Genomic DNA, 22,428 nt, shown 5'->3' with positions numbered 1-22,428 from the left:
GCGAAAGTTTCCGGTTCAGGCTGCCGGCATCTGGTCGAGGAAGCCGGTGACGCTGCGCAGCCGGCCATCCGCCGCCAGCAGGGCGAAGTCGGTGCCGCGGGCGAGCGGCTCGCCGCCCTCCGGTCCCAGCGCCCAGGAGAAGCGCAGCCGGTCATTGTGCCCGTCCACCGCACCCATTAGGCTGAAGCGCAGGCCGGGGAACTGCCGCTGCACGGTGTCGATCAGGGCATCCAGCCCGTCATGGCCGCTGACGCCGGCGAGCGGGTCGAGATAACGGGCATCCTCGCTCCAGCCCTTGGCGATCAGGGCGCGGCGCCGCTGCGGGTCCGTCTCGTTCCAGGCGGCGATGTAGAGGTCGGCGATTGCGGCGGGGGTGTGGGTCGCATCGGTCATCGTCAGGTCCCTTTCTCGGTCCGTTGTCCTGGCCGCCGGATTGTCCCGGCGACCCCAGAATTGCCCGATGGCGGGACCTGAATCGATTACGTGCCAGGTAATGCCGTACACGAACGATCCCGCGGCGTACGCATGCCTGCCATCACCGTCGCACTGCGGTACGCATGCCCGCGATCCGGCTAAGGTCCTGAACCGCTACCGCCGCCGTTCGGATCCTCCATGCGCCTCATCTTCCTGCTCGGCCTCGCCGGGTTCGCCAGCGCCTTTTCCCTGCGCACCACCGATCCGATGCTGACGCTGATCGCCGACGACCTCGGCGTGACGGTGCGGCAGGCGGCGCTGCTGGCCTCGGCCTACACGCTGCCCTATGCGCTGATGCAGATCGTGCTGGGGCCGGTGGGCGACGCCATCGGCAAGTCGCGGCTGGTCCGGCTGGCTCTGTCGGTCCTGACCGTCGGCCTTGTGTTGTCCACCATCGCGCCGAGCTACGGCACGGTGATGGCCGGGCGCATCCTGGCCGGCGCATTCGCCGGCGGCATCATCCCGGCCTCCATGGCCCTGATCGGCGACCGCGTGCCCTATGAGGAGCGCCAGATCGCCATCAGCCGCTTCCTGCTGGCGGTGATCCTCGGGCAGATGTCGGGCTCCGCCGTGTCGGGCGCCCTGGCCGAGGCCTTCGGCTGGCGCGTGGTGTTCGGCCTGTCCGCCGGGCTGACGGCGCTGATCTGCGTCGCCGCCCTGATCGGCTTGGCGCGGGAGGTGGAGACCCGCTCCCCCCTGTCGGTGGCGGAGGCGCAGCGGCGCTATGCCACGGTGCTGACCAACCCGGCCTCCTTGATCGTCTTCGCCACGGTGGCGGCCGAAGGGCTGCTGATCTTCGGCGTCTTTCCCTTCGTGGCGCCGGTGCTGATCGAACACGGCGCGGCCGGCGCCTTCCAGGCCGGGCTGACCATCGCCGCCTTCGCCATCGGCGGCGTGGCCTACAGCGCCGTGGTGCGGCGGCTGATCGCCTCGCTTGGCCAATGGGGCATGATGAAGGCCGGTGGTCTGGCCGCCGGGCTGGCCTATCTGGTCATCGCCTTCCCGGTGCCCTGGCCGGTGGTGAGCCTGTGCTTCCTGGTCGCCGGCTTCGGCTTCTACATGCTGCACAACACCATGCAGACCCAGGCGACGGAGCTGGCGCCGACCGCCCGCGGGTCGGCGCTGGCCCTGTTCGCGTCGAGCTTCTTCATCGGCCAGGGAATCGGCCCGGTGCTGTACGGCTATATCTCCACCCACACCGGCTTCGCGCCGCTGTTCCTCGGCGTCGGCGCGCTGACCGCCGGGCTGGGCTTCGCCTCGGCCCGGCTGATCCGGCGGGGGCGGGCGTAGTCCCCCTTACAAACACGCCCGGATATAGGGCCGGTTCGCCTCCCACAGCTCGTCCAGGATGGCGACGGCGGCGGTGCTGGAGTTGATGACGGGGTCGATCAGCAGGGCCTGCAGCGCCAGTTCCTTCGACCCGCGCAGCGCCGCCTCCACCGACAATTGCTGCACGTTGGCCTGAACCGACAGCAGCTTGACGATGCCGTCGGGCAGGCGGCCCAGCGAGATCGGGTGGATGCCGGCGGCGTCCGCCACCAGCGGCACCTCCACCGCCAGCTCGTCCGGCAGGCCGGGGATGACGCCGCGGTTGATGACGATGCCCGATTCGATGAAGCGCTTCTGGTTGTGCAGTTGCCCGGCGATCACCGCCACCGCCCGCTCGCCCCAGGACGGCTTGGTCCAGTCGTCGGGGATCGGCTTGCTGCCGTCGATGACGCCGTCCATCAGGTCGCGCAGGATGACGCGGCCCTCTTCGTCATGCTTGAAGTCGAAGCCATGCTCCCCGGCCTCCCAGCCATAGGGCAGGTACTCGCCGGTGTGGTCGTCGCTGGGCGTCACCCACAGGCCGAAGGCGTGGAACAGGCGGCGCGCCAGCGGGGTGAAGGACGGATCGTGCGTCGCCTCCTTCTCCCGCAACAGCGGGTAGAGGTCGCGCCCCGTCGCCTTCTCGCGGATCGCGGTCAGCCATTGGAAATGGTTCAGCCCGGCGCCCCAGACATCGACCTCCTTCTCCGCCATGCCCAGGATCTGGCAGATGAACCAGCGCGCCAGGAAGATGCCGTGGCAAAGCCCCAGCGTCCGCACGCTGGTGCAGCGCGACAGCCCCAGGACGATGCGGCTTTCCGGGTTCGACAGGTTGATGAACAGCGCGTCGGGACAGATCGCCTCGACGTCGCGGACGATGTCGACGATCAGCGGCAGGGTGCGCAGCGTGAAGAACAGCCCGCCGGGACCGCCGTTCTCGCCCAGCGTGTGGCGGATGCCGTGCTTCTTCGGCACCTCGAAATCCAGCCTCCACAGCCGGTTGCGGTCGATGGCGATGGCGCACAGCACGAATCCGGCGCCCTGCAGCGCCGCCTTGCGGTCGGTGGTCTTCTCGATGGTGATTCCGGCATCGCCATGACGGTTCATCACCTCGGCCAGCGCCGCCATGCGGTCGAGCGCCTCGGGGTTCGTATCGACCAGCGTCAGGGTGCTGCCGGCCAGTTCGGTGGTGGAGAACAGGTCCTGGAACAGGCTGAGCCCGAAGGCGGCGCTGCCGGCGCCGATGAAGACGATTTTGGCTGTGTTGGGCTTCGTGGTGTTTGCCATGTGGGCTTTCCTCCGTGAGCGGAGCGGCTGACCGCCGTCTTATCGGAACAGGCTACGCCTTTCGGAGGGGGCCGCACAGTCCCCGCGTGCAATCGTCCCAATCTGCGCCACCGCGTCGCGCCCGCGCCGGCCGCATGCTTGTCCCATGGCGAAGACGGTCCGGCTGCGGCATGCTGGGAAAAACGAACGTCCCCGTGGGAGGATAGCAATGGACAGCTTCAGCCAGCCCGTGTCCCAGGCCGCCGATGCCAGACCGCTGAGTTTCCCGCCCGATTTCCGCTGGGGCGCGTCCACCGCCTCCTACCAGATCGAAGGCGCGGTTGAGGCCGACGGGCGCGGCCCTTGCGTGTGGGACACCTTCACCGCGCAAGGGCGCATCATGGACGGCAGCAGCGCCGCCATCGCCTGCGACCATTACCACCGCTATCCGGAAGACATCGCGCTGATGAAGGCGGCGGGCTTCGACAGCTACCGCTTCTCCATCGCCTGGCCGCGCATCCTGCCGACTGGAACCGGGGCGGTGGAGACGCGCGGCCTCGATTTCTACGACCGGCTGGTCGACGGGCTGCTGGAGGCCGGGATCACGCCGATGGCCTGCCTCTATCACTGGGACCTGCCGCAGCCGCTGGAGGATGCCGGCGGCTGGCAGGGACGGGAGATCGTCGGCCCCTTCGCCGACTATGCCCGCATCGTCACCGCCCGGCTGGCCGACCGGGTCAAGACCTGGATGATGCTGAACGAGCCGAACGTGGTCGCCATCTTCGGCTATGGCGTGGGCGAGCATGCCCCCGGCCACAAGCTGGGCGAACAGGGCATCCTGCGCGCCCTGCACCACCAGAATCTGGCGCAGGCCGCTGCATTGCGCGCCATCGCGGCGGAGCATTCCGGACTGACGCTGGGCACGGTCCTGAACCTGCAGCCCGCCGTTCCCGACAGCGACCGGCCGGAGGATGTGGCCGCCGCCGCCCGCTGGGACGCGGTGTGGAACCGGGTGACGCTGGACGGGCTGATGCGCGGGCAAATCCCGGCGCTGCTGGCCGACAGGATGGCGGAGTTCGTGCTGCCCGGCGACGAGGAGGCGATCCGCTATCCCATCGACCTGCTGGGCATCAACTACTACTCCCGCATGACGATGAAGCATGAGGAGGGCCGGCCCTTCAATGTCGGCTGGGGCGAGGCGCAGTGCCGGCGCTGGACCGGCATGGCCTGGCCGGTTCAGCCGGAGGGGCTGTACGACCTGCTGACCGAATTCCGCACCGACTACGGCAACCCCGCCGTCTTCATCGCGGAGAACGGCTGCGCCTATGACGACGTGGTGACGCCGGACGGCCAGATCCACGACGCCGAGCGGGTGCTTTTCTACCGCGAGCATCTGGAATCGGTGGCGAAGGCGCTGGCCGACGGCTGCAACGTCAAGGGCTATCTGTGCTGGAGCCTGCTGGACAATTTCGAGTGGGCCTTCGGCCTGTCGAAGCGGTTCGGCATCGTGCGCGTCGATTACGACACGCTCGAACGCACGCCAAAGGACAGCTATCGCTTCCTCGCCGAGGTTGTGAGAACGGGGAGGCTTTAACCCTTCTTTCGCCCCTGACCCTGTACTTTTAGCAATACACGTCCTATTCGTTAGTCATACGGACGGTGAGGATTCGAGGGCGGAGGCCCGGGATGGGCGGCATGACCGACGACACTGAAGCTAAATCGGGTGGCGGTAAAGCGGGTGGCGACAAGCCTGCGGACGACGCCCCCGGCTTTACCCGCCGCTTCCTGCGGCTGGCGGGCGGCTATTGGTTCGGACGGACCCGGGTGACCGTATGGGCGCTGACCGTGGCGCTGATCGTGCTGACCATCGGGCAGGTGTCGATCCCGGTGCTGATCAATCTGTGGAGCGAGCGGCTGTTCGACGCGCTCGAACAGCGCTCCATGGATCGGCTGATGACGATGATCGCCCTCGTCGGGCTGATCATCGTCTACAACATCGTCATCGTCGTGCTGCATCTGCGGGTGAAACGCCGGCTGCAGATGGGCTGGCGCGACTGGCTGACCCGCAAGCTGCTGGAGGATTGGCTGCGCCGCGGCCGCCATCATCAGATCGCCTATATGCCGGGCGAGCACGACAATCCCGACGGCCGCATCGCCGAGGACATCCGCATCACGGCGGAGGTCGCCATCGACCTCGGCCATTCGCTGACCTACTGCGCGCTGCTGCTGGTCAGCTTCACCAACATCCTGTGGATGCTGTCCGGCACCCTGACCGTCACGGTTTTCGGGTCCGAGCTGTCGGTGCCGGGCCATCTGCTCTATGTCGCGCTGATCTATGCCGTGGTGGGCACCAGCATCGCCATGCTGATCGGCCAGCCGCTGGTCAACGCCGTCAACCGGCGCCAGGGCTACGAGGCCGATTTCCGTTTCGCTCTGGCCCGCATCCGCGAGAACGGCCAGACCATCGCGCTGCTGCACGGGGAATCGGCGGAGCGCGGGCATCTCACCGGCCTGTTCGCCGGGGTGACGCGGGGCTGGAACGGCCAGACCAGGGCGCTCAGCCACATGATGGTGTTCAGCGCCAGCTATTCCGTGCTGTCCGCCGCCTTCCCGATCCTGGTCGCCGCCCCCCGCTACATCACCGGCGCCATCACGCTGGGCGTGCTGATGCAGACGGCGCAGGCCTTCCAGCAGACGGTGGGCGCCCTGTCCTGGCCCATCGACAATTTGCCGCGCGCCGCCGAATGGCGCGCGTCGGTGGAGCGCGTGCTGAACCTGCACGACGCGCTGGTGCGGCTCGACCGCGAGGTCTGCGACGTGCCCGACGGCCATATCCAGGTCGTGCGCGCGGACGAGCACAAGTCCCTGACCTTCGCCGGCGTCGCCATCGACGAGCCGAACGGCACGGCCGTGGTCCATCCCTTCGATCTGGAGGTGCGGCCGGGCGACCGGGTGCTGATCGGCGGCGACGCCACGGCGACCATTCGCCTGTTCCGCGCCGTGGCCGGCGTCTGGCCCTGGGGCCGCGGGCTGATCACCCTGCCGGCCCACACCCGCGTCTTCTTCATGCCGGAACGCCCCTATCTGCCGCATGCCAGCCTGCGCGCGGTGCTGGCCTATCCCGGCACGGCCTCGTCGGTGGCCGACGACAAGGCGGCGGCGGCGCTGGTCAGCGTCGGGCTGCCCGATCTCGTCGACCGGCTGGACAGCCTCGACCGCTGGGACGAGGTGCTGTCGGTGCCCGAACGCCAGCGCCTGGGCTTCGCCCGGCTGCTGATCCGCCGCCCCGACTGGATCTTCCTGGAGGACGCCACCGACAGCCTCGATCCCCCGGCGGAGGAGGAACTGCTGACGTTGATGGAGCGCGAACTGCCGAACGCCACGCTGCTGACCATCGGCCACCATGCCGGGCTGGACGCCCACCACGGCCGCAAGCTGGTGCTGGAACGCACCAACGGCGCCGTCACCCTGCGCGAGGAGGTGCGGGACGTCCTGCCGGCGAGGGAAAGCGCGGCCTGACCCTTTCCTCCTTGGAAACTTTGGCCGGAAACTTGGAACCCATCCAAAAAGCTGCCACACTGCGCGGCGGACACCGTTCGTACCCACAGCATCGCCGCCCCGCACAACCATGGACATGAGCGTGAAGAAGACCAGCATCAACGCGGCATGGCGGGGGCTGGCGAACTGCCGGGGGTGCGGCATCCGGGAATCGGCGCTGTTCGCCGATCTGACCGAATCCGATTTCAACCTGATCCACCTGCCCATCGACGAGATGACGGTGGCGCCGGGGGCGGCGCTCTACCATGTCGGCGACGAGCCGGCGGCGCTCTTCACCGTGCGCGGCGGGCTGGTGAAGCTGGTGCAGTATCTGCCCAACGGCGGCCAGCGCATCGTCCGGCTCCTGCGCACCGGCGACACCGCCGGGCTCGAGGCGGCGCTGGGCGAGCCCTACCGCCACACCGCCATCGCCATCCACCCCGTCCTGACCTGCCGCATCCCCCGCGCCGTGATCCAGCGCCTGTCGGAGGAAACCCAGCACCTGCACCAGCAGCTGATGCGCCGCTGGCATCAGGCGGTGGAGCGGGCCGACGCCTTTCTGGTCGAACTCGGCACCGGGAGCGCCAGGGCGCGGGTCGCCCGGCTGTTCCTGACCCTGGTGGACGACCAGGGCGAATGCGATTTTTTCGGGCGGGAGGATGTCGGCGCCGTGCTGGGCATTACCACCGAGACCGCCAGCCGCGTCGTCGCCGAGCTGAAGCGCCAGGGCCTGCTGGACGAGTTGCGGCCCAACCGTTTCCGCTGCGACGTGGATGCCCTGCGGGAGCTGGCGGACGGACCGTAATCCTTCTCCATTTGGCCCGTCTCCCTGCGATGGACCGGACTCAGGCCGCCCGCATCTCCTCCACCAGCCCGTCGACCTGACCGGCCAGCGTCCGCAGCTGTTCCTGCACGGTGGAGGAGGCCGACAGCACGCGGTTGGCCGACTCCCCCGACTCGCGCGCCGCATCGGCGACCGAGTCGATGTTGCCACGCACATGCTGGGTGCTGTCCGCCGCCTCGCCGACATTGCGGGCGATCTCGCGGGTGGCGGCGCTCTGCTGCTCCACCGCGGCGGCGATGGTGGCGGCGATCTCGTTCACCTCGCGGATGGTGCCGGCGATGGAGCGGATGGCGTCCACCGCCTCCTGCGTCACCGACTGCATGGCGGCGATCTGGGCGGAGATGTCCTCCGTCGCCTTGGCCGTCTGGGTGGCGAGGCCCTTCACCTCGCTCGCCACGACGGCGAAGCCCTTGCCGGCCTCTCCAGCCCGTGCCGCCTCGATGGTGGCGTTCAGCGCCAACAGGTTGGTCTGGCCGGCGATGGACTGGATCAGCCCGACCACCTCGCCGATGCGGCCGGCGGTCTGGGCCAGCCCTTCCACCGTGCGGTCGGTGCGCTCAGCCTCGTCCGCCGCCTTGCGGGCGATCTGGCTGGAGGCATGGACCTGGGTGCCGATCTCCTGGATCGAGGCCGACAGCTCCTCCGTCGCGGCGGCGACCGCCTTGACGTTGCCCTCCGCCTGCTGGGAACTGCCGGCGGCGGTCGTCGCCTCGCCGGCGGTCAGGTCGGCGCTGCGGGTCATCCGTTCGGCCATGTCCTGCATCTCGCCGGCCGCCTGGGCGACGCGGCCGAGCACGCCGCGCACGCTGCTCTCGAAATTCTCCGCCATCTCGACCATGGCGCGGCGGCGTTCGCCGGCGGCCCGGCCGCGTTCGGCCTCCGCCCGCGCATTGGCGGCGTTCGCCTCGTTGGCGGTGTCGCGGAAGACCATCAGGGCGCGGGTCATGTCGCCGATCTCGTCAGCCCCGGCGGCGGGGATCGGTGCATCCAGCCGGCCCTCGGCGATCTCCCGCATGGCGTCGGACAGCGCGCTCAGCCGGGCGACGATGTGGCGGCCGACCACCAGCCAGGCCAGCGCCGCGGCGCCGATCAGGCTGCCGACGGCGAACAGGATCAGCATGTGGCGGCCGGCGGCGATGGTGCCTTCGGTGCCGGTTACCGCCGCCTTCGCCTGGTCCCGCATGGCGGCGATCTCGCGGTCGACGGTGGCGGCGAAGCGCTGGGCCAGCTGCCGGTTCTCGGCCAGCATCCGCTCGGTGTCGGCCGCCGCCGCCAGTTCGGCGCGGCGCAGGGCGATCACCCCTTCCTCACCGCGGCCGAAGCCGATCAGCGCCTTTGCCAGCGCCGTCAGCACCTCGGTGCCGGCGGCATTGTCGCCGGACTGGCCGCGCAGGGTGCCGATGCGCTCATAGAGCGACGAGGACGCGGCGGTGAAGCGCTTTTCCAGAAGGTCCAGGCGGGCGGCGTCCGGGGCCTGCGCCGCCTCGTTCAGCGCGCCGGTCAGGGCGGTGCCGTAGGTCGACAGTTCCAAATTCGTGCGGAAGCGCTCCAGCCCGCTGCCGAGCAGGTCCTGCACCGCCCCCTGCACCTGGGAACGGATGTCGAAGTTGGCGCGCTTGATGTCGCTCTGCACCTTGCGCAGCGGCGCCTTTAGCCCGTCGAGCAGCTGGGCGGCCTGCGTCCTGGCGGCGGTCAGCCGCTCGGCCAGCCGGCGATCGACCACCCCGGCGCTGTTCCCAGTGGCGTTCCCAGTGGCGTTCCCGGTGCCGTCCAGCGCGGCGCGGCGGAGGTCGAAGACATTGTCCTTGCCATAGCCGAACAGGAACAGCGCATCGATCCTGCCGGCGCTGTCGGGGGCCAGGCGGTCGCCCAGCGTGCCGAGCGTGGCGGTCACCTGCGACGACGCCTCCAGATAGGATTGCTGCAGCTCGCCGATGGTCTTGGCGTCCTGTGCCGTGCCGGAGCGGTTCATGGCGTCGAGCGCGCCGGCGATGCCGCTGCGCAGGTCATAGAGCGCGATCATCGACCGCACGGCGTCCGACAGCGTCCCCATGTCGCGGTCGATGCCTCCGTCCAGCGCCATGCCCTTCTGCTGCAAGGCCTCCCCGGCGCCATCGACCAGCGGGGCCAGTGTCTTGAGGAAGCCGTCATAGCTCTGGGCCAGCCGGGTGGACGCGGCCTCGCGCCGGTCATGCACGGACAGCCGCCGCGCCACGCCGTCGTTGATGCCGTCCAGCGTGGCGATCAGCGCGTTGCCGGTCTCGCGCACCTCCGTCAGCAGCGGGTCCTGCGGTCGGCGTCCGGCCAGCTCGTCGACCAGCGACAGGAAGCCGCGGGCGCGTTCCTTCGCCTCCTCCCGGATGCGCTCCCGCTCCTCCTGGCTGGCGGCGCCGTCCAGCATGGGGGCGGCCGAGGCGATGGCGCCGCTTTCGCCGGCCAGCCGGGTCGCCAGCTCCATCTCCGGCAGGCTGGTGTCGGCGATCTGCGTCATCGGCCGTTCCACCGCGGAGAAGGACATCAGGCCGACGGCGCTCGCCGCCACCGTCATCGCCGCCATGCCGGCGAAGGACAGCATCAGCTTGGCCCGCACGCCGAGACGGCGCCCGGTTCTGACTGCGCCAGACTGTGGGACGGCGGGGGCGGCAATGGTCATGGCGTCGGTTTCCCCACAAAGCAGGTAAGGGCGGGCAGGTAAGGGCAGATATGGTCGTTGCCGGCCGCAAGCCCGAATTGTGCGCAATCATGGAACTGCAAGCTTCAAGACGTGCTTGCGACGATCGGCCACACCGGCCCTTGCATGATTTTCGAGGCGGTGAGCGGCCGTCAATCACTTTTCCGCTACCTCGAAAAGATAGTCCTATACCTTCCGATATGTGGAAAATCTGCCCATCGTCGGTGTGAAAATTTCTTCGCTGGGAAAGTCAGCAGCCCGCTTCCGAACTGCCAAGCCCAGGCCTATGCGCGTGGATCATGGCCATAGCGGGCAGCACGAAAGGCATCAGGGCCATCGACCGACCTTATCCGTGTGCTTACCCCCACCGGCGAAAAACCGATCACTTGGATAGCGGGACGGCCATACCGATGCCGAGTGGAAGCACCGGGGTGGCGTGGCTAGCTTGGGATCAGCACGTTACCCAAGGGATTTCGAGAATGCCGCAGGATGCCAGCCAGCCTTTCGCCAATATGTCCTTTGAGGGCTCCATGACCGTTGGGACCACCGGGCTTCCCCCATCCGCAACCGGAGGGAGCGACGATGGTATGGTTGCCGGCATCCGCTCCGTCCTCGCGGAGTGCGGCGGGTTGGCGGTCGATGCCGGCACCCTCGCCATCGACGACGACCTCTATTCCGCCGGCCTCACCTCGCACGGCTGCGTCGGCCTGATGCTGGGGCTGGAGGAGCAGTTCGACGTCGAGTTTCCGGAAAAGCTGCTGAACCGCCGCACCTTCGAGAGCATCGCCGCGATCCGCGACGCGGTGCGCGGTCTGGTCGACGGGGGCGAGGCGTGAACGCCGCCGCGGCCGCCCTGGCCGAGCGGGCGGCAGCCCCCGCTTCGGTCAATGCCGCGGCCCGTGCGCGCGCCATCGGTGCGGAGATCGCCGCGCGCCATGCCGATGCCGTCGACCGCGACGGCCGCTTCCCCACCGAAGCCTTCGACGCCCTGCGCGAGCAAGGGCTGCTGGGCGTCATGGTCCCGGCGGACCTCGGCGGCGCCGGCGCCTCGCTGTTCGACGTGGCGGCGGCCTGTCATGCGCTGGCCCGCGGCTGCGCCGCCACCGGCATGATCTATGCCATGCACCAGATCCAGGTCGCCTGTCTGGTCAATCACGGCACCAACGATTGGCACCGCGCGCTGATGGCGCGTCTCGCCGCCGAACAGCTCCTGCTCGGCTCCGCCACGACGGAGAAGGAGACCGGCGGCGACATCCGCAACAGCGTCTGCGCCGTTCACGCTGACGGCGGGCGCTTCACCCTGGCGAAGAACGCGTCGGTCATCTCCTACGGCGACCAGTCCGACGTGATCCTGGTCACCGCGCGGCGCAACCCCGACGCGCCGTCGTCGGATCAGGCGCTGGTGGTGGTGACCAAGGACGACTACCGGCTGGAGAAGACGTCGCTGTGGGACGCGATGGGCATGCGCGGCACCTGCTCCGACGGCTACCGGCTGGAGGCGGCGGGCGTCATCGACCAGATCCTGCCCTTGCCCTATGCCGACCTGTCGGCCCAGACCATGCTGCCGGTCACCCACATCCTGTGGAGCAGCACCTGGCTCGGCATCGCCGCCGACGCGGTCAGCCGCGCCCGCGCCTTCGTCCGCTCGGAGGCCAAGCGCAAGCCCGGCACCACCCCGGCGTCGGCCGTGCGGCTGGCCGAGGCGACCGCCAAGCTGCAGCAGATGAAGGCCGTCATCCTCGCCGCGATCCGCCAGTACGAGCTGGCCAGCGGCTCGCCGGAGCAGCTGACCGGCCTCTCCTTCGCCACGGCGATGAGCACGCTGAAGGTCACCACGTCGGAACTGGTGCGCGAGGTGGTGGAGGCGGCGATCCGCACCTGCGGACTTGCGGGCTACCGCAACGACACCCCCTACAGCCTGGGTCGCCACCTGCGCGATGCCCATTCCGCCGCGCTCATGATCGGCAACGACCGCATCATGTCGCATGTCGCCACTCAGCTTCTCGTCCAGCGGGACGGGTTGGGGCCCTTCGAATGAACATGGTCGACATCACCGCGGCCCAGGCCGCCTACCGCGACGAGCTGGTGGAATCCGGGCTGCTGATCCCCACCGGCGTGGACGGCCTCTATGGCCGCAGCGGCGTCTTCGAGGATGTGGTGGAGCGTTTCGACGCCCTGGTCACCCGCTGGGGCGGCCAGGACGGGGCGGAGGTGATGCGCTTCCCACCAGCCCTGAACCGCCAGTATTTCGAGGAAAGCGAATATCTGAAGAGCTTTCCCCATCTTGCCGGCACCATCCACGCCTTCGGCGGCGACGAGAAGGCGCACCGCACCCTGCTGCGCCGGCTGGAGGAGGGGCAGGACTGGACCGAGGATCAGGTCGCGACCGACGTGGTGATGACCCCGGCCGCCTGCTACCCGGTCTATCCGACCATCGCCCAACGCGGCGCGCTGCCCGGCGACGGCAAGCTGATCGACGTCTTCTCCTACTGCTTCCGGCGCGAGCCGTCGATCGACCCCGCCCGCATGCAGCTGTTCCGCATGCGCGAGTACATCCGCATCGGCACCCCCGATCAGGTCGTGGAGTTCCGCGAGCTGTGGTTGGAGCGCGGGCGCGAGATGATGGGGTCGCTGGAGGTGCCGCTCGACGTCGATGTCGCCAACGATCCCTTCTTCGGCCGGGCCGGCGCCATGTTGTCGAGCAGCCAGCGCGAGCAGAAGCTGAAGTTCGAATTGCTGATCCCGATCACCAGCAATGAGAAGCCGACCGCCTGCCTCAGCTTCAACTATCACCAGGACCATTTCGGCCATCTGTGGGACATCCACACCGCCGACGGCGGCGTCGCCCACACCGCCTGCGTCGGCTTCGGCATGGAGCGCGTGGCGCTGGCGCTGTTCCGCCACCACGGCTTCGACCCCGCGCAGTGGCCGGCCTCGGTCCGCAAGGTCCTGTGGGGGTGACCGCCAGCATGTGGACTCCGCACCGGCCCGACGGGTACGACCGCCATCCCCTGCACCAGGGCAGCCAGGAAGAACGCATCTGGCCGGAGACCAACTGCTACGTCGATCTGTGGATCGAAGCGCTGCACGCCCGCGGCTTGGAACCGCGGGCGATGCTGGGCTTCACCGTCACCCAGGATTTCGAAGGCGACCAGTTCACCTTCTTCAAGGTTCCGCTGGAGGATCTGGAGACGCTGTACGGCCTGCGCGTGCAGGAACTGGCGATCTACGACAGCGTCGAGGCCCATGTGGCGGAGCAGCTGAAGCGTAGCACGGCCAATAATCTTGAGGGCGGCGGATTGGTGCTGGTGGAGGTCGATGGCTTCCATCTGCCGGACACCCGCGGCACGTCCTATGGCACCACCCATGTGAAGACCACGGTCGGCATCGTCCGCATCGATCCGGCGGCGCGGACGATGGACTACTTCCACAATGCCGGCTTCTACCGGCTGGAGGGCGCCGATTACGAGGGCGTCGCCGCCGCGGCGGCCGGACCGCTCTTCCCCTACGTCGAGTTCGTGAAGCCGGGCACGGCGGCACTGGAGGGCGGGGCGCTGGTCACCGCCTCGCTCGACCTGCTGCGCCGCCATCTCGCCCGCCGTCCGGCCGGCAATCCGGTGACGGCCTATCGCGCCGCCTTCCCGGAGCATCTGGACCGGCTGCTGAGCCGGCCGATGGAGTATTTCCACCTCTACGCCTTCAACCTGCTGCGCCAGCTCGGCGCCAATTTCGAGCTGCTGGGCGCCCATGTCCGCTGGCTCGACGGCCCGGCCGACGCGGTGGAGGCCTGCCGGTCCATCGCCGAGGGCGCCAAGGCGATGCAGTTCCAGCTGGCCCGCACCGTGGCCCGGCGCAAGGCGCCCGACCTGACCGACAGCTTCGACCGGCTGGAACGGGGCTACGACGCCGTCCTGGGCAGTCTGGCCCGGCGATACGGGTGAGCGGCGATGGCCCGTATCCGATCCGTCACCGGACGCCGGCAGACCCTTCTGGACCAGGGATGGACGCTGACCGTATCGGCGCCCGGCGGATCGGATGACGGGGCGGAGGGCATCCCGGCCCCGGTGCCCGGCACCGCCGCCCAGGCGCTCCAGGCCGCCGGCCTGTGGTCGGCCGGGGATCCCGCCCCCCTCCATGACAGGGATGTCGTCTACCGCACCCGCCTGACCGGCCACGGTCCGCGCCTCCTGCGCTTCCATGGCCTCGCCACCATCGCGGAAGTCCGGCTTGACGGCGAGCGCATCCTGACCTCCGACAGCATGTATCTGGCCCATGAGGTGCCGGTGACGCTGAACGGCGAGGCGGAACTGTCGATCCGTTTCCACGCCCTGCATCCGGTGCTGGCGGCGAAGAAGGGCCGCGCCCGCTGGCGGCCCAGGCTGGCCGAGCCGGCGGGGCTGCGCTTCGTCCGCACCACGCTCTTGGGCCATATGCCCGGCTGGTGCCCGCCGATCCACGCCGTCGGTCCCTTCCGCCCGGTGGAGCTGGTGGAGGAGACCGGGCCTTGCCGCGTGCTTGGCGCCGATCTGCGCAGCGGCTACGACGGGCGGGACGGCCATCTGTCGCTGCGCCTGACGGTGGAGGGGGCGGCGGCCGGCGCCACCGGATCGGTGGAAGTCGCCGGCCGGACGGCGCCGCTCGTCTTCGACGGCGTCGATGGGTTCAGCGCCGACCTGACCCTGCCGGGCGTCGAGCCCTGGTGGCCGCACACCCATGGCGAGCCGGTCCTGCACGGCGTGGTCGCGCGGATTGGTGCCGTCGAGGTCGATCTTGGCCGCGTCGGCTTCCGCTCGCTGGAGGTCGACCGTGGTCCGGACGGCAACGGTTTCGCCCTGCTGGTGAACGGCGTCCGTGTGTTCTGCCGTGGCGGCTGCTGGGTGCCGGTCGATCTGGTCGAGCTGTCGTCCGACCGCGCGGCCTACGAACCCGAACTTCGGCGGATGCGCGAGGCCGGCGCCAACATGGTCCGTGTCGGCGGCACCATGCTGTATGAAGGCGACGCCTTCTTCGAGCTGTGCGACGAGCTGGGCATCCTGGTCTGGCAGGACGCCATGTTCGCCAACTTCGACTATCCCACCGACGCCGCCTTCCTCGACAGCGTGCGGGCGGAGATCGCGCAGCTGCTCGACCGCATCCAGGCGTCGCCGTCGCTGGCGGTGCTGTGCGGCGGCAGCGAGATGGAGCAGCAGGCGGCCATGCTGGGGCTGCCCCGCGCCTCCTGGACCCAACCTGCGCTCACCGCCGTGATCGCGGAGGAGACGGCCACCCGCCGGCCCGACCTGATCCGGGTCGCCAACTCCCCCAGCGGCGGGGCCTTGCCCTTCATCGCCAATGCCGGGGTGACCCATTACTACGGGGTCGGCGCCTACATGAAGCCGCTGGAGGATGCCCGGCGGGCCAGTGTGCGCTTCGCCAGCGAATGCCTCGCCTTCGCCAACCTGGGCGAGGACAATCCTTTGGGCGTTCCGGCGCTCCATCATCCCCGCTGGAAGGAACGGGTGCCGCGCGACCCCGGCGCCTCCTGGGACTTCGAGGATGTGCGGGAGCATTACCTTGAGGCGCTCTATGCCGTCGATCCGCGCCGCCTGCGCTACGAGGACCCTGACCGCTACCGCCGCCTGTCGCGCGCCGTGACCGGCGAGGTGATGCAGGCGGTGTTCGACGAGTGGCGGCGCACCGGGTCGACCTGCGCCGGCGGTCTGGTCTGGCAGTGGCGCGATCCCTGGCCGAGCGGCGATTGGGGCGGCGGTTGGGGCGCCGGCTGGGGGGTGGTCGCCGCCGACGGCACGCCGAAGCCGGCCTGGCATGCGCTGAAGCGTGCCTTCCGGCCGCTGCGGGTGATCCTGACCGACGAGGGCGTCAACGGGCTGGCGGTGCATCTGGTCAACGATACCGCCCGGCCAGTGGAGGCGCTGCTGCGCCTGACCGCTTGGCGGGACGGGTCGGTGCCGGTGCTGAAGGCGGAGCGGCCGGTGACGCTGCCGGCGCGGGGAGCGGCGACGCTGGCCGCCGCCGAGCTGTCCGACCGCTTTTTTGACACGACCTACGCCTACAGGTTTGGGCCTATCCCACACGATGTGGTGACGGTGCAATTGCTGTCGGCCGAAAGGGACGCGGAACCAATTGACGAGTCTCATTATTTCCCCAAGGGACGCGCGCTGCCGCGGTCCGATCTGGGGCTGACCGCGATGGTGGAGGACCAGGGACAGGTTTGGGCGTTGCGGCTCGCCACGGGGCGGTTCGCCTGTTCGGTGCATGTGGAGGACGAACGGTTCCAGGCGGAAGATGCCTGGTTCCATCTTCCGCCCGGTGTCGAGCGGGTCGTCCGCCTGCGGCTGCGGGCAGGTTCGGGGGTCGAGGACGGGATGGCATCGGCCGGGCGACCGGTGCCGAACGGCGAGGTCCATGCGCTGAACGCGCTGGCGCCCGTCCGCTACAGGGGGAACGCATGAAGCCGACACCGGTGGTGTTCGATGGTTGTTTCGGATGGCTGCATCCGGCGCAGGGACTGCGCGGGGTGGTTCTGTGCGGTCCCTACGGCTATGAGGAGCTGTGCGCGCACCGTGCCTGGAAAAGCTTCGCCGAAGGGCTGGCCGCGGCCGGATTGCCGACATTGCGTTTCGATTATCCCGGATCCGGCGATTCGGCCGGGGATGACAGCGAACCCGACCGGGTGCGCGCCTGGGTGGACAGCGTCAAGGCGGCGGTCCGCCGCCTGCGCGAGGACACCGGCGTCACCGAACTGACCCTGGTCGGCTACCGCATGGGCTCGCTGCTCGCCACGGCGGCGGCGCAGGAACTGGCGGACGAGGGGCAGGGCGTCGACACGCTGGCTCTGGTGTCGCCGATCACCTCGGGCCGCAAGGCGCTTCGTGAACTCCAGACCCTGGCGGCCATCGTGCTGCGTCCGGTCTGCAATCCGGAACCGCCGGAACGCGCCTCCTGGCTGAACGTGATCGGCATGCCGGTGACGCCCGAAACGGCGCTGGCGCTGGGCGCCCTCAATCCGTTCGACCGGCCGGCGCTACCCGCCCCGCGCATCCTGATCGCCGACCGCCCGGAGGGCAAGACGCCGGTGAAGCTCGCCACCCGCTGGCGCGCCATGGGTGCGGTGGCGGAGCCGATGGGCGTCAGCGGCGTGATGGAACTGGTCCAGCAGCCCCAGGGCGCCCAGGCCGCCGCGGTGCTGGAGCCGGTCCTGCGCTGGATCGCCGCCGGTCCGGTCGCCAGCGGCGCCACCCCGCCGCCGGACCGCCCGGCCGGCCTGATGATGCCGACCGCGGTCGAACGTCCGGTCTTCTTCGGTTCGGCACCGGAGCTGTTCGGCGTCTATTGCACCCCGGTCCTGGCCGATCCCGCCGGCAACCGGCCCGCCATCCTGTTCCTGAACAGCGGCGCCACCCACCATGTCGGCTCCGGCCGCGCCACCGTGGTCCAGGCGCGGCGGCTGGCGGCGCGCGGCTATGCCTCGCTCCGGATCGATGCGGCCGGCATCGGCGACAGCCCCGACCGGCCCGGCTTCCCGGACAATCTGCTCTACAACAAGGAGGTGATCACCGACGTCCGTGCCGCGCTGAACTGGCTGGAGGAACAGGGGCACGAGCGCGTCGTCGTCATCGGCCTGTGCGCCGGCGGCACGCCCGCCCTGCATGCCGGCCTGGGCGACGACCGCGTGGTCGGGCAGATCGTGCTGAACCCCGGCCGGTTCGAACTGGGCGGCGGCATCGCCGTCATGGATCTGATGCGGACGGTCGCCTTCCGCTCCACCAGGGAATATCTGCTGGAGGCGCTGAAGCCAGCCCGGCTGCGCGCCAGCATCCGCAAGCCGGCCCGCACCATCGGGCTGGCCAAGCGTCTGGCCGGCCGTTTCATCCGCAAGACCCTGATCCGCACCGGCATGACCCGCCACGCCCTGCGCATGTTCCGCCGCCTGTCGGCGGAAGGCCGGCGGGTGCTGGTGGTCTACAGCAGCGGCGACATGACGCTGGCCGAATTCTACCTGCATCTGGGGGAGGGGGGCCGTGCCCTGGACGGCCTGCCCGGCATCGAGGTGGTCTATCTCGACCGCTCCGACCACAGCCTGACGGTGTGGGAGGCGCGCGACCGTCTGGACCGGCTGATCGACCGCCATCTGACCTGCCTGGAATCCGCCGCCCAGTCAGATCCCACCGTCTCGGGCCTCACCAGCTGGAGTCTGGGGCTTCCCGGGGGCCTGCCGTCCGGCGAGCGGGTGGGGTAGGGGCCGCCTACCCCAGCAGTTCCGCCAGCGACCGCGCCACCACCTGCGTCGCCCGGCGCAAGTCTTCCAGCACCAGCTTTTCGTCGGCGCGGTGGCCGTTGGCCTCCAGCAGGTCGCGCGGGCCGGCGCCGTAGAGAATGGTGGGGATGCCGGCCTCCGAATAATGGCGGGCGTCGGTGTAGAGCGGGATGCCGTTCTGGCCGACCGGCACGCCCAGCACCTCCTGCGCATGGGCCGCGAACAGCGACGCCAGCCGCGGCGCGTCGCCGACCGAGCGGAAGGGGCGGGCCAGCAGGATGCGGCGGATGCTGACGCGGATGCCGTCCCGGCCGGCGGCGGCGCGCTCGATCAGGGCGCGCAGTTCGGCCTCCACCTCCGCCGGGTTCTCCTCCGGGATCATGCGGCGGTCGAGGCGGAAGGTGACGCGGTCGGGCACCACGTTGGTGTTGATGCCGCCCTGGATCAGCCCCACGGTCAGCGACGGGTGGGTGATGCCGGTGACGCTGGACCTGCGCTCCGCCAGCTCCGGCCGGTGGGCGTAGAGCGCGGTCAGGATGCCGGTCGCCGCCTCCAGCGCGTCATGGCCGGTGTCGGGACGGGCGGCATGGGCGGACTTGCCGTCGACCTGCACCTCCAGATGCAGGCAGCCGTTGTGCCCGGTCACCACCGAATAGGCGAAGCTGGCCGACACCGCGTAGTCCGGCTTGGAAATCCCCTGGTCGAGCAGCCATTTCGGCCCGATTTCGCCGCCGGCCTCCTCGTCATAGGTCAGGTGCAGTTCGACCGTGCCCTTCAGCGGCGCGTTCGAGGCCATCAGCGCCTGCAGGGCGAAAGCGTAGGTGGCGAAGTCGGACTTCGACACCGCCACGCCGCGCCCATACATCACGCCGTCGCGGATTTCCGCTCCATACGGATCGCTCGACCAGCCCTCGCCCGGCGGCACCACGTCGCCATGGGCGTTCAGCGCTACGGTAGGCCCATCGCCGAAGCGGTGGCGGATCACCAGATTGGTGGCGCTGATCATGCCGTTGGCCCGCACCAGCTCGGGCGGAACCGGGTGGCGCTCCACCGTGAAGCCCATCGCCTCCAGCAGTTCGGCGGCGCGGACGGCGTGGGGGGCGCAGTCGCCGGGCGGGTTGTCGGACGGCACCTTCACCAGCTCCGCCAGGAAACGGACCTCCTCGTCGAAGCGGGCGTTCACCGCTTCATCCAGTGTGGCGGCGAGGGAGGGGGACAGGTCGGTCATGGCAGGCGGTCCGTCACGGGATGGAGGGGGAGGTTGCGGGCTGGAAATGGTCGACGAAGCGGGCGAGCACGCGGGCGCCGGCCTCGGCGTCGGCGTCGGTGATGCGTTCGGCCGGGTTGTGCGAGATGCCGCGTTCGCAGCGCACGAACAGCATGGCGATGTCGGTCAGCGCCGCCACCGCCATGGCGTCGTGGCCGGCGCCGCTCGGCAGTTCCGGCGCGTCCAGCCCTTCGGCGGCCGCCGCGGCGGCGAACTGCGCCATCAGCGCCGGGTGGCAGGCGACGGCGGGGCTTTCATGCAGGGTCTCGAAGCCGATGGCGACGCCGCGGGCGTCGGCGATGGCCTCCAGCCGGGCGCGGACGGCGCCGACCCGCTCCAGCCGCAGGGGGTCACGGTCGGCGCGCAGGTCGATGGTGAAGCGGACCTTGCCGGGGATGACGTTGGTGGCGCCGGGCGACGCCTCGATCCGGCCGACGGTGCCGACCAGCCGCTCCTGCCCGGAGCAGAGCTGTTCCACAGCCAGGATCATCTCGGCGGAGGCGGCCAGCGCGTCGCGGCGCAGGGTCATCGGCACGGTTCCGGCATGGCCGGCCATCCCCTCCACCGTCACCGCCAGCCGGGTGGCGCCGGCGATGGCGGTGACGACGCCGACCGGCCGGCCCAGCGCCTCCAGCACCGGCCCCTGCTCGATGTGCAGTTCCACATAGGCCAGCACGGCATGCGGCTCGTAGGCCGCGCTTGCCCAGGCGGCGGGTTGAAGACCGAAGGCTGTCATCGCGTCGGCCAGCCGCGTGCCGGCGGCGTCGCGCGTCTCCAGCACCGCCGGGTCGAAGGTGCCGGCGATGGCGCGGCTGCCGATCAGGGTTGACTGGAACCGCGTGCCCTCCTCGTCGCCGAAGCCGATCACCTCGACGGCGAAGGGCAGGCGCCGGCGGCGGGCGTTGAGGTCGGCGACCACGGCGATGCCGCTCAGCACGCCCAGCATGCCGTCATAGCGCCCGGCGTCGCGCACGGTGTCGAGGTGGGAACCGATCAGCAGCGCCGGCAGACCCGGCTGATTGCCCTCATAGCGGCCGATGATGTTGCCGACCGCATCCTCGCGCACGACCATGCCCGCCTCGCGCATCCAGGCGGCGACGAGGTCGTTGGCACGGCGGTGTTCCGGCGTCAGGTAGAGGCGCGACAACCGGCCATCCTCCGCGCTGATCGCCGCCAGCGCGTCGATGCGGTCGAGAAGGGCCGGTCCAGAGAGCGGGGATTCGGGCATCGGCGGGTCCGGACTGCGCGGGGGAAACAGGACGATGCCCCCGGTTATACGCCGAAGCCACCGCTCCGCCCTAGCCCCCGGCCGGTGAAGACAGTTTCAAAGAATCCCGGAAAGGGGGCCGCCCGGCGCCTTCCGATCATGCCGCAGCGCAAAAAGACAGGAGAAAGATCGTTGGGAGTGCCGAATATTGCCTACCACCCTCTGGAAGGCCGGCCGCAGACTTCATAGATGAAGCGGAACAAAATCTGCCGATGAGTCTGTGTTTTTGCTGCGAGTGCGAAAGAAACTGCTGAGGGGAGGTGCGTCCATGACGTCTTTCGATCCCGATATGCCTTTCGAAAACGCAACGCCGATTGGCCGCCCGCTAGGTGGGCGGGGTGGCAGCCTTTGGTTCAACGACCGCACCGAACTGGCCCAGGCCCGCACGCTGGCGGGATGGATCATGATTCTGGCCGAAGACCGCGGTCTGGACGACCGCCAGCTGGCCGTCGTCACCGGCCTCGACCTGGAGGATGTGCGGGCGGTGCGGGAAGGAGCGGTGGCGATGCTGCCGCCCCGCCTGCTGAACCGCGCGCTGGCAAGGCTGGAGGGCCGGAACGACGAAGGGCGGCTGCAATAGCTGCAAGCCGCCCTTTCCGACCGTGGAAGCTGTGGTGTCGCGTCAGGCGACGGCCAGCACATCCACATACATGTTGGCCGGGGCCGACAGGTGGATGCGGTACAGCATGCCGGACTGGTCGACGATGATGTCGGCGACCGGGTTCTTGGAAGACAGGTCGGTCACTGCGGCGCGGACGTTGCGCGGCAGTTGGTCCAGCGCGACGTCGCGGTAACCGGACTTGTCGGAAAGCTTGATGGTCTTGTTGCCCATGATGGCAGCTGCTCTGTTCCAGAAGGCTTGAGAGGGGATACTCGATTGGCCGCGGGACAATGGTCCCCGCCGGTTAACCAACGGTTAAGTACCCCCTCCGGCCTTCCGGTCCTCCGCGCAGGGCAGCAGCGCATCCGGCGCAGGCGGGCGCCGATCTAACGGCGGTCGCGCCTCTCGCTGCCGACCATGGCGTCACCGCGCCGCAGGGTGTCATCCTCCGGCAGCGGCTGTTTGCCCAACACCATGGAGCTGTTGTCGAGTGCGGCCACCATCGCGTCGCGCGCCGGGGCGCCGGGGCCGGTCACGCTGCCCTCGCCCTGCGGGGCTGCCGGTTCCACCCGCTCGCCGACGCCGACCGTGGCGGTCCGGCCCGAGCCGGCCCGGCTGGCGACCCGCAGGTCGTTCTGCACATGCCCGACGCCCGAAACGCTCTCGGCGATGTCCTCCGCCCGGCGGCGGGCGGCGCGGTCCGCCACGGTGCCGGACAGCGTCACCTCGCCCCCTTCCACCTTCACGCCGATGTCCGATGCGTCGATGTGGTGGTCATCGGTCAGGCGTTCGTTGATGTCCTCCAAAATGCGTTCGTCGGAGCGGCGGTAGTTGCGCGGGCCGACGCCGCGATAGCGCGCTTCCGGCCTCATCTTCGCGAACTCCTCGCTCCAGGGATGGCGATGCATGGCGGCCTCCGTTTCATGGTTTGGGGAT

At 69.7% G+C, this 22,428-nt stretch carries 18 protein-coding genes; 11 read left to right on the top strand and 7 right to left on the bottom strand.

Translation table 11 applies throughout. The features are described from left to right. Nucleotides 1-15: 15 nt before the first annotated feature. Complete coding sequence (locus FZ938_RS22260; RefSeq protein ID WP_149200627.1) at nt 16-393, bottom strand: nuclear transport factor 2 family protein; 378 nt, start codon at nt 391-393, stop codon at nt 16-18. A gap of 219 nt (nt 394-612) precedes the next feature. On the opposite strand from FZ938_RS22260, the gene FZ938_RS22255 reads away from it, so the two are divergent. Beyond that, nucleotides 613-1,764, top strand: a complete 1,152-nt coding sequence (locus FZ938_RS22255) for an MFS transporter (protein ID WP_149200626.1) — start codon at nt 613-615, stop codon at nt 1,762-1,764. A 6-nt stretch (nt 1,765-1,770) separates the two neighbouring features. Here FZ938_RS22255 and FZ938_RS22250 read toward each other — a convergent pair whose 3' ends face one another. Further along, nucleotides 1,771-3,069 (bottom strand): family 4 glycosyl hydrolase, encoded by a 1,299-nt coding sequence (locus FZ938_RS22250; RefSeq protein ID WP_149200625.1) that lies wholly within the window; start codon nt 3,067-3,069, stop codon nt 1,771-1,773. 208 nt (nt 3,070-3,277) lie between these two features. Here FZ938_RS22250 and FZ938_RS22245 point away from each other — a divergent pair, with 208 nt between their 5' ends. The 3 genes from FZ938_RS22245 (at nt 3,278) to FZ938_RS22235 (ending at nt 7,390) form a co-directional block, all read left to right on the top strand. After that, entirely contained in the window at nt 3,278-4,642 is a 1,365-nt protein-coding gene (locus FZ938_RS22245) for a GH1 family beta-glucosidase (protein WP_149200624.1), read from the top strand. 101 nt (nt 4,643-4,743) lie between these two features. Continuing rightward, a complete protein-coding gene (locus tag FZ938_RS22240) occupies nt 4,744-6,567 on the top strand; it encodes an ABC transporter ATP-binding protein/permease (protein WP_246457954.1) in 1,824 nt (607 codons plus the stop codon). 115 nt (nt 6,568-6,682) lie between these two features. Next, nucleotides 6,683-7,390 carry a Crp/Fnr family transcriptional regulator gene (locus FZ938_RS22235; RefSeq protein ID WP_246457956.1) on the top strand — a complete coding sequence of 236 codons (708 nt, stop codon included), beginning with the start codon at nt 6,683-6,685 and terminating at the stop codon, nt 7,388-7,390. A 40-nt stretch (nt 7,391-7,430) separates the two neighbouring features. Here FZ938_RS22235 and FZ938_RS22230 read toward each other — a convergent pair whose 3' ends face one another. Further along, nucleotides 7,431-10,082, bottom strand: a complete 2,652-nt coding sequence (locus tag FZ938_RS22230) for a methyl-accepting chemotaxis protein (RefSeq protein WP_149200622.1) — start codon at nt 10,080-10,082, stop codon at nt 7,431-7,433. A gap of 605 nt (nt 10,083-10,687) precedes the next feature. Between FZ938_RS22230 and FZ938_RS22225 the strand changes: the two genes are divergently transcribed. The 6 genes from FZ938_RS22225 to FZ938_RS22200 are packed head-to-tail and all read left to right on the top strand — an operon-like array spanning nt 10,688 to nt 18,339. After that, nucleotides 10,688-10,936: an acyl carrier protein gene (locus FZ938_RS22225; RefSeq protein WP_085090880.1), complete on the top strand. Its 249-nt coding sequence runs from the start codon at nt 10,688-10,690 to the stop codon at nt 10,934-10,936. Further along, nucleotides 10,933-12,138, top strand: coding sequence for an acyl-CoA dehydrogenase family protein (locus tag FZ938_RS22220; RefSeq protein WP_149200621.1), 1,206 nt, complete (start codon nt 10,933-10,935; stop codon nt 12,136-12,138). The genes FZ938_RS22225 and FZ938_RS22220 overlap by 4 nt, the downstream gene beginning before the upstream one ends. Further along, nucleotides 12,135-13,061, top strand: coding sequence for an amino acid--[acyl-carrier-protein] ligase (locus FZ938_RS22215; RefSeq protein WP_149200620.1), 927 nt, complete (start codon nt 12,135-12,137; stop codon nt 13,059-13,061). The genes FZ938_RS22220 and FZ938_RS22215 overlap by 4 nt, the downstream gene beginning before the upstream one ends. Beyond that, nucleotides 13,058-14,041: a DUF1839 family protein gene (locus FZ938_RS22210; protein ID WP_246799085.1), complete on the top strand. Its 984-nt coding sequence runs from the start codon at nt 13,058-13,060 to the stop codon at nt 14,039-14,041. Before FZ938_RS22215 ends, FZ938_RS22210 begins: the two co-directional genes overlap by 4 nt. A gap of 6 nt (nt 14,042-14,047) precedes the next feature. Beyond that, nucleotides 14,048-16,552 (top strand): glycoside hydrolase family 2 protein, encoded by a 2,505-nt coding sequence (locus FZ938_RS22205; RefSeq protein ID WP_149200619.1) that lies wholly within the window; start codon nt 14,048-14,050, stop codon nt 16,550-16,552. Continuing rightward, complete coding sequence (locus tag FZ938_RS22200) at nt 16,549-18,339, top strand: alpha/beta fold hydrolase (RefSeq protein WP_149200618.1); 1,791 nt, start codon at nt 16,549-16,551, stop codon at nt 18,337-18,339. The genes FZ938_RS22205 and FZ938_RS22200 overlap by 4 nt, the downstream gene beginning before the upstream one ends. 7 nt (nt 18,340-18,346) lie before the next feature. Here FZ938_RS22200 and FZ938_RS22195 read toward each other — a convergent pair whose 3' ends face one another. Next, entirely contained in the window at nt 18,347-19,585 is a 1,239-nt protein-coding gene (locus FZ938_RS22195; protein WP_149200617.1) for an ArgE/DapE family deacylase, read from the bottom strand. 13 nt (nt 19,586-19,598) lie between these two features. After that, on the bottom strand, nt 19,599-20,852 hold the full coding sequence (locus FZ938_RS22190; RefSeq protein ID WP_149200616.1) for an allantoate amidohydrolase: 1,254 nt from the start codon (nt 20,850-20,852) through the stop codon (nt 19,599-19,601). A 307-nt stretch (nt 20,853-21,159) separates the two neighbouring features. On the opposite strand from FZ938_RS22190, the gene FZ938_RS22185 reads away from it, so the two are divergent. Next, nucleotides 21,160-21,471: a hypothetical protein gene (locus tag FZ938_RS22185; RefSeq protein WP_149200615.1), complete on the top strand. Its 312-nt coding sequence runs from the start codon at nt 21,160-21,162 to the stop codon at nt 21,469-21,471. A gap of 42 nt (nt 21,472-21,513) precedes the next feature. On the opposite strand, the gene FZ938_RS22180 is transcribed toward FZ938_RS22185, so the two are convergent. Together FZ938_RS22180 and FZ938_RS22175 are read right to left on the bottom strand one after the other, a co-directional pair. Continuing rightward, the gene (locus tag FZ938_RS22180) at nt 21,514-21,723 is read right to left on the bottom strand and encodes a hypothetical protein (RefSeq protein ID WP_149200614.1); all 210 of its coding nucleotides are present in this window, start codon (nt 21,721-21,723) and stop codon (nt 21,514-21,516) included. 155 nt (nt 21,724-21,878) lie between these two features. Further along, nucleotides 21,879-22,400: a BON domain-containing protein gene (locus FZ938_RS22175; protein WP_149200613.1), complete on the bottom strand. Its 522-nt coding sequence runs from the start codon at nt 22,398-22,400 to the stop codon at nt 21,879-21,881. Nucleotides 22,401-22,428 lie beyond the last annotated feature (28 nt).

This window comes from Azospirillum oryzae, from assembly GCF_008364795.1.
GTDB classification, from domain to species: domain Bacteria; phylum Pseudomonadota; class Alphaproteobacteria; order Azospirillales; family Azospirillaceae; genus Azospirillum; species Azospirillum oryzae.
The sequence above is the reverse complement of the archived record's forward strand: the minus strand, read 5'-3'. Positions and strand labels throughout refer to the sequence as shown.

What these genes read in the sequence shown, in the direction of transcription:
- FZ938_RS22260 (WP_149200627.1), bottom strand. Translation starts at nt 393, where the DNA reads ATGACCGATGCGACCCACACCCCCGCCGCAATCGCCGACCTCTACATC.
- FZ938_RS22255 (WP_149200626.1), top strand. Translation starts at nt 613, where the DNA reads ATGCGCCTCATCTTCCTGCTCGGCCTCGCCGGGTTCGCCAGCGCCTTT.
- FZ938_RS22250 (WP_149200625.1), bottom strand. Translation starts at nt 3,069, where the DNA reads ATGGCAAACACCACGAAGCCCAACACAGCCAAAATCGTCTTCATCGGC.
- FZ938_RS22245 (WP_149200624.1), top strand. Translation starts at nt 3,278, where the DNA reads ATGGACAGCTTCAGCCAGCCCGTGTCCCAGGCCGCCGATGCCAGACCG.
- FZ938_RS22240 (WP_246457954.1), top strand. Translation starts at nt 4,744, where the DNA reads ATGACCGACGACACTGAAGCTAAATCGGGTGGCGGTAAAGCGGGTGGC.
- FZ938_RS22235 (WP_246457956.1), top strand. Translation starts at nt 6,683, where the DNA reads ATGAGCGTGAAGAAGACCAGCATCAACGCGGCATGGCGGGGGCTGGCG.
- FZ938_RS22230 (WP_149200622.1), bottom strand. Translation starts at nt 10,082, where the DNA reads ATGACCATTGCCGCCCCCGCCGTCCCACAGTCTGGCGCAGTCAGAACC.
- FZ938_RS22225 (WP_085090880.1), top strand. Translation starts at nt 10,688, where the DNA reads ATGGTTGCCGGCATCCGCTCCGTCCTCGCGGAGTGCGGCGGGTTGGCG.
- FZ938_RS22215 (WP_149200620.1), top strand. Translation starts at nt 12,135, where the DNA reads ATGAACATGGTCGACATCACCGCGGCCCAGGCCGCCTACCGCGACGAG.
- FZ938_RS22205 (WP_149200619.1), top strand. Translation starts at nt 14,048, where the DNA reads ATGGCCCGTATCCGATCCGTCACCGGACGCCGGCAGACCCTTCTGGAC.
- FZ938_RS22200 (WP_149200618.1), top strand. Translation starts at nt 16,549, where the DNA reads ATGAAGCCGACACCGGTGGTGTTCGATGGTTGTTTCGGATGGCTGCAT.
- FZ938_RS22195 (WP_149200617.1), bottom strand. Translation starts at nt 19,585, where the DNA reads ATGACCGACCTGTCCCCCTCCCTCGCCGCCACACTGGATGAAGCGGTG.
- FZ938_RS22190 (WP_149200616.1), bottom strand. Translation starts at nt 20,852, where the DNA reads ATGCCCGAATCCCCGCTCTCTGGACCGGCCCTTCTCGACCGCATCGAC.
- FZ938_RS22185 (WP_149200615.1), top strand. Translation starts at nt 21,160, where the DNA reads ATGACGTCTTTCGATCCCGATATGCCTTTCGAAAACGCAACGCCGATT.
- FZ938_RS22180 (WP_149200614.1), bottom strand. Translation starts at nt 21,723, where the DNA reads ATGGGCAACAAGACCATCAAGCTTTCCGACAAGTCCGGTTACCGCGAC.
- FZ938_RS22175 (WP_149200613.1), bottom strand. Translation starts at nt 22,400, where the DNA reads ATGCATCGCCATCCCTGGAGCGAGGAGTTCGCGAAGATGAGGCCGGAA.